Genomic DNA, 14,111 nt, shown 5'->3' with positions numbered 1-14,111 from the left:
CATGTCATAGGCTGCGCCCCGACACCGTTCAAGCGGCTTCCCCCGCGTCGTGCAGACAGTGGGAGCGAGTGTTGCGAAAGGAGAGTCATGATCGACGAGAACGACTGGTACGGCCCGGACGCGGCCACTTTCGGCGACCGGCTCGCCGCCGCGCGCGAGGCTGCCGGCATGGAGCCGGAGGCCCTGGCCCGGCGGCTGGGAGTGCAGCTCAAGACCTTGCAGGGCTGGGAAGACGATGTTTCTGAGCCGCGCGCCAACCGGCTGCAGATGCTGGCCGGGCTACTGGGGGTGCCGATGGTCTGGCTGATCACCGGCGAGGGCGACGGGGTCTCTGCCCCCGACGAGACCGAAACGCAGATTTCCCCCGACCTCGACGAAACGCTGCTTGAACTTCGCGCCCTGCGCGGCGAAATGCGCAGCGCGGGCGAGCGTCTGGGCCGCCTCGAGAAGAAATTGCGAAAGATGCTCAAGGAAGGGCCTGAAAGATGACCGAAGAGACCCGCGAGAACCGGCTCAAGCGGCTCAGGATGCGCTCGATGCGCCGCGGCACCAAGGAGATGGACATCATCCTGGTGCGTTACACCGACGCGCGGCTCGAGGCGATGACCGACGCCGAGCTCGATGCCTATGAGGCGCTGCTCGACGAGTATGACCCCGATCTCTACCAGTGGATTTCCGGCCAGCGTCCGGCTCCCGAAGAGCTGCGCCCGCTGATCGCCGAGATCACCCGCGTTGCCGCGGGCGGCTGATCCGGTCGGCCCGGTGCCCGCGCTTTTCGGCACATCTGACTAGATTTAACCTATTCTTGGTCTTTCCCCGCCAGAAACTTCGGTCATTCGGTTCTGGCGGAGACGGTCATGAGTATCCACGCCCCCCTTGGAAGAAAGCCGGTCACGGGCTACGTGGCGGGCTACCTTGAAACCCTGTCACTGCTCGAGCGGCTGCACCGATTGCTGCTCGACGTGATCAAGGACGAGTTCGAGCGCGTCAATATTCTCGAGATCAACGCCGTGCAGGCGCTGCTTCTGTTCAATATCGGCGACAATGAAGTGACCGCGGGCGAACTGAAGTCGCGCGGCTACTACCAGGGCTCGAACGTCAGCTACAACCTCAAGAAGCTGGTCGACATGGGCTACATGCACCACCAGCGCTGCGAGATCGACCGCCGCTCGGTACGGGTTCGGCTGACCGAGAAGGGGCGCAACATCCGCGGCCTAGTCGAAGAGCTGTTCCAGCGCCACTCCGAAGGCCTGGAGGCACGGCAAATCGTCGACCTGCAAGGGCTCGAGGACGTGAACAGCGGGCTGCGGCGGCTGGAACGGTTCTGGACCGACCAGATCCGCTACATCTACTGACGCGCCTGCCCTCGGGGGCGCCGGGCCGGAGTGGCGCTCAGCTCCACGGCCCCTCGCCCTCGCCTTCGTCACGGCGCTTGCGCCGCACCGGGCGCGGACGCCCGGCAACGCTTGGGCGATTCGGGTCATCTTCGATCACCTCGCGGCGATCGTTGCGCCCGGCGAATTCGCTTCCCGCGCCATCCCAATCGCCACCCGATCCGCTCTGCCTGCCGGGGCGCCGCTGGCCATGGCCGCCCTGCGCAGCCAGTTCCTGCAGCGCCGCGATGCGGTTTTCGGTGGCCGGGTGGGTGGCAAAGAGGTTGTCGCGCTTGTGCATGTGCAGCGGGTTGATGATGAACATATGGGCGGTGGCCGGGTTCGCCTCGGCCCGCAGGTTGTCGATATGAGACGCGCCGCGCTGGATCTGCGCCAGCGCCGAGGCCAGCCACAGCGGGTTGCCGCAGATCTCTGCCCCGGCCTTGTCGGCGGCATATTCGCGCGTCCGGCTGATTGCCATCTGCACCAGCCCCGCCGCCATCGGCGCCAGGAACATCATCGCCAGCGTGCCGACGATGCCCATGCGGTTCTCATCGCGCGAGCCGCCAAAGAAGAAGGCGAAGTTCGCCAGCATAGAGATCGCCCCGGCAAAGGTCGCGGTGACGGTCATGATCGCCGTGTCATGGTTGCGGATATGGGCCAGTTCATGCGCCACCACCCCGGCCAGTTCCTCGCGCGAGAGGCTGCGCAGCAGTCCGGTGGTCACCGCCACGGCGGCGTTCTGCGGGTTGCGCCCGGTGGCAAACGCATTGGGCTGCGGGTTGTCCATCAGATAAACCTTCGGCACCGGCAACCCGGCGTTCCGGGCCAGCTCGGCCACCATGTCATGAAGCCCGAAGCGATCCCCCGGTGACAGCGGCTGCGCGCCATGCATCCGCAGCACCATCTTGTCGGAATTCCACCAGGTGAACGCATTCATCCCCCCGGCGAAAATGAGCGCGATCACCATGCCCGAACTGCCGCCGATCAGGTAGCCGAGGCCCATGAACAGGGCGGTCATCGCGGCCATCAGCAGGGCCGTCTTCGCATATCCCATGGCTTTTTCTCCGCAAGCAGGCCGTTTCCGCAGATATAGGCGCGCTGCCGCGCGGGACCAAGACGGGCTTAGCGCAGCTCGATGTCCTCGGGGCCAGCCGGGCTGGGGTTGGGCACCAATTCGCCCACCATCATGTCATTCAGCTCGCGGAACAGCTTGCGCGACATGGCGCGCAGGAAATCCTCGTAGCCCGAGGCAATCTCGACAAAGGCCCCCGGCCCGTGCCGCACCTCGCCCTCGAAATATTCGACCACCCGCGGGTCCGAGCCCATCACCGCCAGCCCGTTCACCGTCACCCCTTCGAACGGGTAATGCGCATAGGCCTGCTGCGGCCGGAAACCGTCGTTGGTGATGCCGTCTCCGGACACGTCGATGACCTGGCGTTCGCAGGCCGGTGCCGCTTCGAGGATGCCCGCGCCGAAGCCCAGCGCGTAGCCCATCGCGGTGGGGTAGCGATTGTAGCTGCGCGGCGCGCTCAACAGGCGCACCACCACTGCGTCGATCGTCGCCTCGTCTTGCAGCATGATCCAGTCCAGCACCAGCTGCGACTGGTTGCGCCCGCTCCACTCGTAGGCAGAAAGCGCGACGCCGCCACCGCCCTCGAGGATGGCGCGGCGCACGTCCGGATCGCGCAGAGCCCCCGCCAGCCCTTCCTTCTGCAGCCGGTACTCCTGGTCATCCACCGAGGAGGACACGTCGAGCGCCAGCAGCAGCGCAAGCCGGCAGGGCGTCTCCTGCGCCACTGCGGCGGAGCCGGACCAAAGGCCCAGCCCAAGCGTCAGCCCCAGCCTCAGACCGCAGGCGAGACGCGCGCCCATCGCTTTACCAGTGGCCGGTATTGGGCATGCTTGCCCAGGGTTCGGCGGGCTCCTTGGCATCGCCCTGCTGCAGCAGCTCGATCGACACGTTGTCCGGCGAGCGGACAAAGGCCATGTGTCCGTCGCGCGGCGGCCGGTTGATCGTCACGCCCGCATCCATCAGCGCCTGGCAGGCCGCGTAGATGTCGGGCACCGAGTAGGCGAGATGGCCGAAATGGCGCGAATCCGACGGGAGCCCCTCGTCGCCGTCCCAGTTGTAGGTCAGCTCGACGTCGGCGGTGCCATCATCCTGGTCCGGAGGGCAAAGGAAGACGAGAGTGAAGCGGCCCTTCTCGCTTTCGGTCCGGCGCCGTTCCTTCAGGCCGAGCAATTCATAAAAAGCAATGGATTTATCGAGATCCTTCACGCGAACCATGGTGTGCAGGTAGCGGATCGGCATTTCTTGCCCTTTCCTCGTGGTCTTGGAGTCTTTGATCCCTAGGCTAGCAGGCCCCGGCCACTTGTCGAGACTTCACATTCAGAAGCGCGATTTGAAGCCGAGGCTGACCGAGAGCGTCTCGGTCTCGAAACGGCTCACATTGCTTTCGGAGCGTTCGGCGTTGAGGTCGAGTACCGGCACGAATCCGGCGTAGTCGAGCCGCTCGAAGGTCACCTCCATCCCGGCGCGCCAGACCTCGTCCCGGCGCCCACCGGGCACCGGAAAGAGCACGCGGTAGTCGGGAAAGCGATGCTCAAAAGCCGAGAGCGCGAAGGCGAGACGCAGCGGCCCAACTGCCGAGGCCGGCTCGTAGCCAAGGCGCAGACCGCGGGTGTCGCGGGTGATCTGGCCATTCTCGGACTCCGCCGCGCCGCCCATCAGCGTCATCGAAACGGAACCCGGAGCCCCGAGGTCGTGACTGACGCCAAGCTGGTAGGCCAGCGTGTCAACGTCATCCATGGCGCGCTCGGCGTCCACCTGCCGCTGCCAGGACAGCCCCCCCACCAGCGCCGTCCGCATCCCCAGCGGCTGGACAAGGCTCAGGGCGCCGCGCCTGTAGTCATAGCTGCGCGTGCCGCCCTGCCAGGACCGACCCAGCGTGGCGCTTGCCCCAAGGATCGCCCCCGCGCCGCCCAGCCTGCGGCGATGCTCCACCCCCAGCTCCAGCGAGGAGGACCCGAAATCGCTGTTCTCGAGCTCGGGTGCCTTCTCCTGCGCCTCATCGCTCAGCCAGACCCGACGCAGCGTACCGTAGCCGCGCAGGGAGGTTTCCGAGACCGGGCTGCGCTGCACCGCGTAGCCCAGCGACAGGGCGCCGCGCGCCTCGGTGCCGGACAGCGCCTGCGCTGAGGGCGAGAGGATGCCGACCAGCGGCAGTCCGTCTACGGTGCTGATCTGTTCCGAAGCGCCGCCATTGACGTTTGACGAGGGGGCAACGGTCAACTCCAGCGACAGGTTGAGCCGGGCAAGGCCGCGCATCGCCTTGTATTCGCGCCCCGCGCGCTGTTCGAGCGCCTCGCTCGGCACATCCATCAACGCGCGGCGCATCCAGATCTGGGACAGGAAATACCGCTCGTCGAGCGCATAGGCTGCGGCCATCACCCGCGCAGCTTCATGGCGCTGTACCTCGCTGCGGGCGTAGCGCAGCGCCTGCCGCGCCGCCGCGCGTGCCTCGGCTGCATGGCCGCTGCGCAGTTCGGCCTGGGCGACGACGAAATGGCCATAGGGATCCGCGGGATCGGCGCGCAGCAACAGCCTGCCCAGTTCGGCGGCCAGAGCGAATTGACCCAGCTGCACCGCCCGCAGCGCCGCGATGCGCAGCTGCGCGGCGTCGAGCGTCATGCCTCCGAGCGCCGAAGCCGCCTCGGGCGAGACCGCGGCGGTCGCGCCTACCGGCTCGGCGCACACGCCTTGCCCGGCCAAAGCCAGCCCCAGCGCCACGATCAGGCCGAGCCTGCGCCCCATCGCGGCCGCCCCTGCCCCCGTTACGGGCAAAGCGCCGCGACTGACCCCGGCTTGCCGCATTGGGTGAGCACGAACATACCGACCTCTTCGGCAGTGCCGCCGCTTGCACCGAGCACCCCCTCGGCGTCCCAGCTGAGGTTGGTCAGACCCGCCACATAGGCGGCATCGGTCCCGCCGAAAATCCCGCCGTACGAGCCGGTGATCGTCGGCGAGCTGCCCGCCGCATTGGACGCCGCGCCAAAGAACTCGCCATTGCTGTCGATCTCGGACAGCTCAAGCGTCACCGGGTTCAGCCGCTGCGAAACGTCGGTGTCGCGCGGATCGATGATATCCCGGTTGAAGATCTGCCCGTTCACCTCGTTGTCCACAAAGCTCACGTTCAGGAAGATCACGCCGCGGATCATCGCCGGCTGCCCCGGCAGGTCGAACTCGTCGTAATCGTCCGGCAGCGTGCCCGGATCCAGCAGCTCTGCGCCGTCGCGCGTGCCGAGATTGGTCAGGGCGGCATAGTCGCCTGCATAGGTGACCAGCTGGTCCTCGCCCGCACCCGGCGGGTCGTAGCTGCCGTCCCGCGCGTAGATGCCACCCTGGTACTGCGCGTCGAATTGCCCGCCCGAGCCGACCGCGGCCGCCGCCACGCTGCCATCTTCGCTGGCAGCCCCCAGCGCCATGAAGAACCGGTCGAGCGGGTCCTCCTGCAGCGAATAGGCCACGTAGCCGTCCAGCCCCAGCGCCGAGGTGAGCGCGTCGTTGCGCGCGTAGACCGCGTCGGCCGACCCGGAATCCAGCCCGTTGATCGTCACGGTCACGCTGTCCATGTCCGAGGCGAAGCTGAACTTTGCGAGCGTGCCCGCCAGGTCGTCCGGCACATTGCCGCTGGCCGACGAGCCACCGCCGCTGCCGCCGCCACTCCCGCCGCTGCCCGAGTCCTCGCAGGCTTGAAGCGGGTTGTCGCGAATGCACTCCTCGCCCGACTGAAGCGGGTTCTCGCCGCTGCCGCTGCTGCAGGCTGCAAGCAGTACTAAACTCGTGGCGATAGCTCGTCTTTTCATGGGTGTGCCGCGGTCCCTGCCGGTGTGATTTGCCCCGGAGGCTACGGGAGCGGCGGCCGCACGATCAATCTCCCCCACAGCCAATAACATCGCTGTGAGACAATTCTGCCGCCACATCATCTCGCTTTGCGCCCAGACGAAAGCCCTACATCTTGCAGAAAAGGTCAGGCTGACCCCGGTTACCCGCTTTGCCTCGCCGTTCCGATCCGCTATCTCGGAGGGGCAACACGACCAGCCCGGAGGCCCCATGCGCCAGTATCTCGACGCCCTGCGCACCGTGCGCGATCTCGGCACCCGCTCGACCGATCGCACCGGCACCGGCACGATCTCCCATTTCGGGATGCAGTGCCGCTACCCGCTGGCCGAAGGTTTCCCGCTGGTCACCACCAAGAAGCTGCACCTGCGCTCGATCATTCACGAGCTGCTGTGGTTCCTCGCCGGCGATACCAACATCAAGTATCTCAAGGACAACGGCGTCTCGATCTGGGACGAGTGGGCCGACGAAAACGGCGATCTCGGGCCCGTCTATGGCCACCAGTGGCGGCACTTCCCGACCATCCGCGAGGAGATCGGCGACGACGGCGCGAGCCGCGTCCTGCTTGGGGAGGTCGATCAGATCGCCCAGCTGGTCGAGATGATCAGGACAAGCCCAGACAGCCGCCGCCTCATCGTCTCGGCCTGGAACCCCGGAGAGATCGGCCAGATGGCCCTGCCCCCCTGCCACACGCTCTGGCAGGTGCGCATCCTCGGCGGCAAGCTGCACCTGCAGCTCTACCAGCGCTCGGCCGACATGTTCCTTGGCGTGCCGTTCAACATCGCCTCCTATGCGCTGCTGACGGTGATGCTGGCGCATGTGACCGGCTACGAGCCCGGAGATTTCATCCATTCGATCGGCGATGCGCATATCTATCTCAACCACCTCGATCAGGTGGAAACGCAGCTGTCGCGCACGCCGCACGCGCTGCCGCAGCTGAAACTGGCGCGCGACGTGCCTTCGCTCTTCGATTTCCGCTTTGAGGACTTCATCATCGAGAACTATTCGCCAGAGCCCGCGATCAAGGCGCCGGTGGCCGTCTGATGCTGACCCTCATCGTTGCCCGCGCGAAGAACGGTGCCATCGGCCGCGACAATGACATCCCCTGGTTCAAGCCCGAGGATCTGAAGATGTTCCAGCGCGAGACCTCGGGCGGCGCGCTCATCATGGGCCGACGCACCTGGGAGAGTCTGCCGGTCAAGCCGCTGAAGAACCGCCTCAACATCGTGGTCTCGCGCGATAGCTCGCTGACCGAACATGTCTGCGCCTCGCTCGACGAGGCCTTGGCCCTGGCGAAGGCAGAGGGATATTTCCGCGTCTACGGCATGGGCGGGACCTCGGTCTACGAAGGGCTGCTGCCCCGCGCCGACCGGCTGCTGGTCACCGAGGTCGATCTGGAGGTCGAGGGTGCGGACGCCTTCTTCCCGGCGTTCGACGAAGCCGAATGGCGTGAACTGGGCCGCAAGGAGCTGGGCGGCGACGGGCCGAACTGCATGACGCGCGAGCTGATCCGGGCCTGAATTTTACCGGATGCCCCCGCACCACCGAAGCCGCATGTGAAAATGCCCCGGCCAGACGGCCGGGGCATTTCCTCTTGCGGGTGACTGTGCGCCTCAGAAGGCGGCAAGCACCGAGCTGGACAGCGCGCTGTGACGGCCGTTCTGCACCGAGCCCGCAACGCTGTTGAGCGGAAGCTTCGCACCGCTGTTGCCGAGCGGGAAGGTCACGCCAAGGCGCACGGTGTCCGCGGTCAAGTCCTCGCCAAGCAGCTCTGCGTCGGTGCGCGCCAGTTCCAGCGACAGCGTTGCCGGAACGCTGGTGACGGCGCCAAGGTTGTAGCTGACACCGAAGCCATAGGTATCGATGTCGAGCGTCAGGTCATCTGCGCTGCCGAAGGACGCGCCCCCGAAGACCGCCCAGGGATCGTTGATCTGGTAGGTGCCGGCGAGTTCGATGGTTTCCCAGTCGCCGCTCTCGCCATAGACTTCCAGCGTGCTGCGCACGTAGCGGGCGGAGAGCGTCAGCTGCTCGGTCGGCGCGATGGCCGCCATCAGGCCGAAATCGCGGATCTCGATGTCGTCGATCTCAGGATCGGTGGTCGTGGCACCGTAGAACGCCTGCACCTTGTAGGTGTCGCGGGCATAGCCAGCACTCAGGCCATAGCTGTCGAAGTCCACGTCGGTTCCGAGCAAGAGGTCGGAATCCGCGGTGAAGCGCTCGGCGTAGAGCCCGGCGGAGATTCCATTGTCAAATGCGTAGGACATGGCGAGGCCATAGGCCGGAATGTCGAAATCCTCGCCCTCCTCCGGGTTGGCCTTGTTCAGGCTCAGGTCGAAGCCGAAGGTCAGGGCGCTGGTGGCCTTGGCATCGAAGCTGAGGTCGAGCGACGAGGTGCGCAGGTCGAACCCTTCGATGTCGCTCTTGGCTTACCCCAACGTGGCCGCGGCGCTGTACTCGGCAGCAGAGGTCATCGCCGGGAGGCAGGCGACGGAAAACGCGAGGGCGGAAACAATCCTGATAGTCATATGAAACTCTTATTTGATTCAGGCGGACTTTTTCGTGCAGCGACACGGGAAGCGCAATCTCGCCTGCCCCGGAAAACCGCTTAAGAAAAAGGCGTGTGACCCCATCGCTACAGGCGTTGCCGCCCGCGCGGGCCATCGCGCCGCAAGAATATGTCCGAGACAAGAGACATGAGCGGACGATTCATGTTAAGGCTGACTCGGAAAATCCCCGTTTCGAGACGCCCCGACCCCGCGGGCGAGTCGCGCTTCAGGCGTTCCTGTTGGTGTGCAGGCATGAAACACGCTCACGCGGGCGTGTAAATCCTTACGATTACCTAGCGTCACCAGGTCTGAAAAGGTTCCATGCCCCTGCAATCATGAGCCAGTTCTTGCCAATTGGCGCACACGCTACGGCTGCATTTGGCCGAGACCCCGCCGAAAGGCCGATTTTCGTGGTGGTTCCGCCACAGCACGTTCATGTGACCACTATGTGTGGATCGTTCCGGACGAAAGTTTGGTTGTATCCTCAGTCACACGCTCCGAAGCGAGCATGGACAACACATGATGAAACATGAAGAATATGGAGCAGACCCGATGAAATTTGCACGTATCGCCCTCCCGGCCCTTCTCGCAGGCTCCGTGGCAGTTCCGGCGTTCGCTGGCAGCCTCGAACCCACCGTGGTCGAGCCCGTGGTCACCCCCGTTCCCGTCCCCGTCGCCGTTGGCCGCGACTGGACCGGCTTCTCGGGCGGCATCCAGCTGGGCTACGGCTCGTTCGACACCGATGGCACGCCGGACGACTACGAAGAAGCAATGACCTACGGCCTGAAGTCGTACTATGACTACGACATGGGCGATTGGGTTCTCGGCGGCGGCGTCCAGTACGACTGGTCCGACGCAGACCTCGGCGCAGCTGGCGACCTCGACGGCATCCTGCGCGTCGGCGCGCGCGCTGGTTACGACATGGGCAACACCATGGTTTACGGCACCGGCGGCTACGCCAAAGCCTACACCAGCGGCGGCGACATCGACGGCGGCGATTCCAACGGCTACTTCGCCGGCATCGGCACCGAGACCTTCCTGACCGACAACTGGACCGTCGGCACCGAGCTCACCTACAACGAGTTCACCGAGTTCGACGCCGACGACATGGAACTGAAGAACACCCAGTTCAACGTCTCGCTGAACTACCGCTTCTGATCGAAGCAGGCGCGGGGCCCGGCCCCGCTCCGGATGCCCGGCCTCCTCGTGAGGCCGGGCATTTGCGTTTCCGTAGGCCGGATATCTCGGCAAGACGCGCGCAGGCATTAGGGATTTCGTCATCCAAGCGTTACACTCTCGTGCATGTGGCGCAGGTCTCCGATTCCCCCTCGGACCATTCTCGTGGTCCTTGCTCCGGTGCTATCCGGTTTCCTCGGCGCTGGCCCGGCACCCGCCGCCTCGCCCATAGCCGAGGTGATCTGCGAGCCATCCCCGCGCATGACCGAACGGCTGACGCGGCAGCAGGGCGCGACGCTGGCCTCCACCGGGTTGCGCAGTCCCGAGGAGGTTGTCGAGCTCTGGCTCGACCCCCGCGACAATTGGACGATGGTCATCGCCTATGCCTCCGGAACCTCCTGCATCGTCGCGATGGGTGCCCATTGGTCGCCCACCCAACCACAAGATCCGGCCTGATCCACAGCGTCATCCCCACGATGATGGGGTGCGGGGCTTTTCCCGCAAGCCGCGCTCTGCCATACTCGGCTGCAATCAGAATCCGGGAACGAGCAGTACCACATGGCCGACGACCTCCTCGCCGCAACCGAATCCGCTTCCTATGACGCCTCCTCTATCGAGGTTCTCGAGGGGCTTGAGCCGGTCCGCAAACGCCCCGGCATGTACATCGGCGGCACCGACGAGCGGGCGCTGCACCACATGGTGGCCGAGATCCTGGACAACTCGATGGACGAAGCGGTGGCGGGTCACGCCAACCGCATCGAGGTCGAGCTGAACGCCGATTACTCGGTCACCATCCGCGACAACGGCCGTGGCATCCCGATCGACCCGCACCCCAAGTTCCCCGGCAAGTCGGCGCTCGAGGTGATCCTCTGCACGCTGCACGCGGGCGGCAAGTTCTCGGGCGACGCCTACGAGACCTCGGGCGGCCTGCACGGCGTCGGGGCCTCGGTGGTCAACGCGCTGTCCGATTCCATGGTCGTTCAAGTCGCGCGCAACAAGGAGCTCTTCGAGCAGCGCTTCTCGCGCGGCATCCCGCAGGGCCCGGTCGAGAAGGTCGGCGCCGCGCCGAACCGCCGCGGCACCAGCGTGACCTTCCACGCCGACGAGGACATCTTCGGCCACCACCGGTTCAAGCCCGCGCGCATGCTGAAGATGGTGCGCTCCAAGGCCTATCTCTTCTCGGGCGTCGAGATCCGCTGGAAATCCGCCATCCCCGACGGCGACACGCCGATGGAGGCGACCTTCCACTTCCCCGGCGGCCTTGCCGACTACCTCACCGAAAGCCTCGGCAGCGCCAGCACCTACGCCGACAAGCCCTTCTCGGGCACCGTCGACTTCCGCGAGAAGTTCAACGCGCCGGGCAAGGTGGAATGGGCGATCAACTGGACCCCGTCGCGCGACGGCTTCATCCAGTCCTACTGCAACACCGTTCCCACCCCCGAGGGCGGCACCCATGAGGCGGGCTTCTGGGCCGCGATCCTCAAGGGCATCCGTGCCTACGGCGAGCTGGTGAACAACAAGAAGGCCAACAACATCACCCGCGATGACCTGATGACCGGCGGCTGCGCGCTGGTCTCCTGCTTCATCCGCGAGCCCGAGTTCGTTGGCCAGACCAAGGACCGTCTTGCCACCACCGAGGCGCAGCGCCTGGTCGAGGGCGCGGTGCGCGATCACTTCGACAACTGGCTGGCCTCCGACACCAAGTCGGCGGGCGCGATCCTCGACTTCCTCGTGCTGCGCGCCGAGGAGCGGCTGCGCCGCCGCCAGGAAAAGGAAACCGCCCGCAAGTCGGCCACCAAGAAGCTGCGCCTTCCCGGAAAGCTGACCGACTGTACCGCCAAGAGCCGCGAAGGCACCGAGCTGTTCATCGTCGAGGGCGACTCGGCCGGCGGCTCGGCCAAGGGCGCGCGCTTCCGCGAGACCCAGGCGCTGCTGCCGCTGAAGGGCAAGATCCTCAACGTTCTGGGCGCGGCCTCGAACAAGCTCGGCTCGAACACCGAGATCCGCGATCTCTGCGAGGCGCTTGGCGTCGGTCTCGGCACCAAGTTCAACATCGATGACCTGCGCTACGAGAAGGTCATCATCATGACCGACGCAGACGTCGACGGCGCCCATATCGCCTCGCTCTTGATGACCTTCTTCTTCACCCAGATGCGGCCGCTGATCGACCACGGCCACCTCTACCTCGCCTGTCCGCCGCTCTACCGGCTGACGCAGGGCGCGCGACGCATCTATGTCGCCGATGACGCCGAGAAGGAGGCGATGCTGGCCAAGGGGCTTGGCGGCAAGGGCAAGATCGACGTGCAGCGCTTCAAGGGTCTGGGCGAGATGGACGCCAAGGACCTGAAAGAGACGACGATGGACCCCGCGACGCGCAAGCTGATCCGCGTCACCATCGACGAGGACGAACCCGGCGAAACCGGCGATCTGGTCGAGCGGCTGATGGGCAAGAAGCCCGAGCTGCGCTTCCAGTACATCCAGGAAAACGCCCGTTTCGTTGAAGAACTCGACGTCTGAGGCGGCGAGCCTTCGCGCGGAGCGGAACGCAGCATCCAAAGTGGTTGTTTTCCGCCCGCGCATGGCACACCCTAGGCGTGTTCCTTTCACGACAGACGAACGCCCAGCCCCATGACCAAGACGACGCTCCTGCGCCTTCAGATCACCAGCTTCGTGCTGGCGCATATCCCGCTTTTCGCCGTGGCGCTCTACGCGCTTGCCAATGGCCTCACCGGCCGTCTCGACCTGCTGATGGTCGCCCTGCTGGCCACCCTTGTGGCCGCCGTCGCGATCTGGATGACCCTAGGTCGTGCGCTCGGCGGCTCGGCACAGCCGGTTCAGAACAGGGCGTAGACCAGCAGGGCGATCACGCCCAGCTTGGCCGCCAGCACCAGCACCAGAAGGCCGCGGTTCTCGGGTGCCATCAATTCTTGCCAGAAACTGCGCGGCGCGGGCTCGCCGAAGAGCCGCGCCTGCAGGGCATCATAGACCCGCGCCGGAGGCACCTGGTCCTCGACCGGCCCCATGAAACCGATCAGCCGGCTGTGCCAGAAGTCCATCTCGCCCAGCAGCTCCGGATCGCGTGCCAGCGCGCGCAGCCCGTCGTCCCGCTCTGACGCGGGCAGCAGGCCAAGCGCGAGCTCGGCGGCAAGCAGCGATTTCTCGGGGCTGGTCATCTGGCTGTCCCGCGGTGATCCTGCGATGTGTCGGGCCCGCGGCGGCGCATTCACCGCGCCGCGGGGCCGACGTCACCCGACCAGACTGCCGCATCCCGCGCCCCGGTGCAATCTTGCCGTGGCTTACGGGCCTGTGACTATCTTTTGCCCGCGAGGGGTGGCAGGCTAAGCTAAGTGTCTGCACCGCAAGGAGCCCGAGATGCGCATCCTGTTTCTGAGCCTCGCCCTTGCCAGCGCTGCCCTCGCCGCAGTCAGCCTTCCCGCCGCCGCTCAGGACACCGATCTGGAGCTCGTGCTGCTCGCCGATGCCTCGGGCTCGATCACGCCCGGCGAGCTGCAGTTCCAGCGCGAGGGTTACGCCGAGGCGATCACCGATCCCGAGGTGCTCTCGGTCATCGCCGGGACCGCCTATGGCCATATCGCGGTGACCTACGTCGAATGGGCCGCCTATCAGGCGCAGGTGGTGGGCTGGACGCTGATCGATAGCCCCGAGGCCGCCAAGGGGTTCGCCGCCGCCCTGCTCGACGAGCCGCGCCGGGCCTACGGGCGCAATGCCATCGGCTCGGCGCTGCTGGAAGGGCTGCGGCTGATCGAAGAGAACGACATCGAAGGCTGGCGCAGGGTAATCGACTTCTCTGGGGACAGCGCCAACAGCTGGGCCGGCCCCAGCATCGCGGCGGCGCGCGCGCAGGTGCTCGAGGCTGGGGTGACGATCAATGCGCTGCCGATCCTCCGCCGCGACGATCCCGGACGCGCCAACCCCGAGCTGGAAGTGCTCTATCAGGAGCTGATCATCGGCGGCGTCGGCGCCTTCGTGGTCACTGCGGACACCCGCGAGAGCTTCGCCGAAGCGGTCAAGAAGAAACTGATCCTCGAGATATCGAGTACGGCCGGAAGTCCCACCTTCGCGGCGGCGGAGAGCCGCCCTTGAACCCAATCG

17 protein-coding genes are annotated in these 14,111 nt (G+C 66.0%); 10 read left to right on the top strand and 7 right to left on the bottom strand.

Going from position 1 to position 14,111, the window contains the following annotated elements:
• The first annotated feature begins 87 nt into the window (after window positions 1–87).
• The 3 genes from IQ782_RS21180 (at window position 88) to IQ782_RS21170 (ending at window position 1,355) form a co-directional block, all read left to right on the top strand.
• Complete coding sequence (locus IQ782_RS21180) at window positions 88–489, top strand: helix-turn-helix domain-containing protein (RefSeq protein ID WP_194136662.1); 402 nt, start codon at window positions 88–90, stop codon at window positions 487–489.
• The gene (locus tag IQ782_RS21175) at window positions 486–749 is read left to right on the top strand and encodes a succinate dehydrogenase assembly factor 2 (RefSeq protein ID WP_194136661.1); all 264 of its coding nucleotides are present in this window, start codon (window positions 486–488) and stop codon (window positions 747–749) included. The genes IQ782_RS21180 and IQ782_RS21175 overlap by 4 nt, the downstream gene beginning before the upstream one ends.
• 108 nt (window positions 750–857) lie before the next feature.
• Complete coding sequence (locus IQ782_RS21170) at window positions 858–1,355, top strand: winged helix DNA-binding protein (RefSeq protein WP_194136660.1); 498 nt, start codon at window positions 858–860, stop codon at window positions 1,353–1,355.
• Window positions 1,356–1,392: 37 nt separating this feature from the next.
• On the opposite strand, the gene htpX is transcribed toward IQ782_RS21170, so the two are convergent.
• The 5 genes from htpX to IQ782_RS21145 all read right to left on the bottom strand — a co-directional run bounded on the left by htpX (window position 1,393) and on the right by IQ782_RS21145 (window position 6,242).
• A complete protein-coding gene (htpX, locus tag IQ782_RS21165) occupies window positions 1,393–2,430 on the bottom strand; it encodes a zinc metalloprotease HtpX (protein WP_420832681.1) in 1,038 nt (345 codons plus the stop codon).
• A 68-nt stretch (window positions 2,431–2,498) separates the two neighbouring features.
• Window positions 2,499–3,248 (bottom strand): DUF1194 domain-containing protein, encoded by a 750-nt coding sequence (locus tag IQ782_RS21160; protein ID WP_194136659.1) that lies wholly within the window; start codon window positions 3,246–3,248, stop codon window positions 2,499–2,501.
• Window positions 3,249–3,252: 4 nt separating this feature from the next.
• Window positions 3,253–3,687 (bottom strand): VOC family protein, encoded by a 435-nt coding sequence (locus IQ782_RS21155; protein WP_095883302.1) that lies wholly within the window; start codon window positions 3,685–3,687, stop codon window positions 3,253–3,255.
• Window positions 3,688–3,765: 78 nt separating this feature from the next.
• A complete protein-coding gene (locus IQ782_RS21150; RefSeq protein WP_194136658.1) occupies window positions 3,766–5,190 on the bottom strand; it encodes a hypothetical protein in 1,425 nt (474 codons plus the stop codon).
• 20 nt (window positions 5,191–5,210) lie between these two features.
• The gene (locus IQ782_RS21145) at window positions 5,211–6,242 is read right to left on the bottom strand and encodes a hypothetical protein (protein ID WP_194136657.1); all 1,032 of its coding nucleotides are present in this window, start codon (window positions 6,240–6,242) and stop codon (window positions 5,211–5,213) included.
• Window positions 6,243–6,489: 247 nt separating this feature from the next.
• Here IQ782_RS21145 and IQ782_RS21140 point away from each other — a divergent pair, with 247 nt between their 5' ends.
• A complete protein-coding gene (locus IQ782_RS21140) occupies window positions 6,490–7,320 on the top strand; it encodes a thymidylate synthase (protein WP_194136656.1) in 831 nt (276 codons plus the stop codon).
• Window positions 7,320–7,796, top strand: a complete 477-nt coding sequence (locus IQ782_RS21135) for a dihydrofolate reductase (RefSeq protein WP_194136655.1) — start codon at window positions 7,320–7,322, stop codon at window positions 7,794–7,796. The genes IQ782_RS21140 and IQ782_RS21135 overlap by 1 nt, the downstream gene beginning before the upstream one ends.
• Window positions 7,797–7,889: 93 nt before the next feature.
• Here the strand turns inward: IQ782_RS21135 and IQ782_RS21130 are convergent, their stop codons facing one another.
• Window positions 7,890–8,624, bottom strand: coding sequence for a porin (locus IQ782_RS21130; RefSeq protein WP_338092622.1), 735 nt, complete (start codon window positions 8,622–8,624; stop codon window positions 7,890–7,892).
• A gap of 750 nt (window positions 8,625–9,374) precedes the next feature.
• On the opposite strand from IQ782_RS21130, the gene IQ782_RS21125 reads away from it, so the two are divergent.
• The 4 genes from IQ782_RS21125 (at window position 9,375) to IQ782_RS21110 (ending at window position 12,848) form a co-directional block, all read left to right on the top strand.
• Complete coding sequence (locus tag IQ782_RS21125) at window positions 9,375–9,980, top strand: outer membrane protein (RefSeq protein WP_194136654.1); 606 nt, start codon at window positions 9,375–9,377, stop codon at window positions 9,978–9,980.
• A gap of 183 nt (window positions 9,981–10,163) precedes the next feature.
• Window positions 10,164–10,454: a hypothetical protein gene (locus IQ782_RS21120; protein WP_338092620.1), complete on the top strand. Its 291-nt coding sequence runs from the start codon at window positions 10,164–10,166 to the stop codon at window positions 10,452–10,454.
• 102 nt (window positions 10,455–10,556) lie between these two features.
• On the top strand, window positions 10,557–12,515 hold the full coding sequence (parE, locus tag IQ782_RS21115; RefSeq protein WP_194136653.1) for a DNA topoisomerase IV subunit B: 1,959 nt from the start codon (window positions 10,557–10,559) through the stop codon (window positions 12,513–12,515).
• 111 nt (window positions 12,516–12,626) lie between these two features.
• Window positions 12,627–12,848 carry a hypothetical protein gene (locus IQ782_RS21110; RefSeq protein WP_194136652.1) on the top strand — a complete coding sequence of 74 codons (222 nt, stop codon included), beginning with the start codon at window positions 12,627–12,629 and terminating at the stop codon, window positions 12,846–12,848.
• Here IQ782_RS21110 and IQ782_RS21105 read toward each other — a convergent pair.
• The gene (locus tag IQ782_RS21105; RefSeq protein ID WP_194136651.1) at window positions 12,833–13,171 is read right to left on the bottom strand and encodes a hypothetical protein; all 339 of its coding nucleotides are present in this window, start codon (window positions 13,169–13,171) and stop codon (window positions 12,833–12,835) included. The genes IQ782_RS21110 and IQ782_RS21105 overlap by 16 nt on opposite strands.
• 214 nt (window positions 13,172–13,385) lie before the next feature.
• Between IQ782_RS21105 and IQ782_RS21100 the strand changes: the two genes are divergently transcribed.
• Window positions 13,386–14,102 (top strand): DUF1194 domain-containing protein, encoded by a 717-nt coding sequence (locus IQ782_RS21100; RefSeq protein WP_420832682.1) that lies wholly within the window; start codon window positions 13,386–13,388, stop codon window positions 14,100–14,102.
• The last annotated feature ends 9 nt before the right edge of the window (window positions 14,103–14,111 follow it).

The sequence above is a fragment of the Salipiger mangrovisoli genome (assembly GCF_015223355.1).
GTDB lineage: Bacteria > Pseudomonadota > Alphaproteobacteria > Rhodobacterales > Rhodobacteraceae > Salipiger > Salipiger mangrovisoli.
The sequence above is the reverse complement of the archived record's forward strand: the minus strand, read 5'-3'. Positions and strand labels throughout refer to the sequence as shown.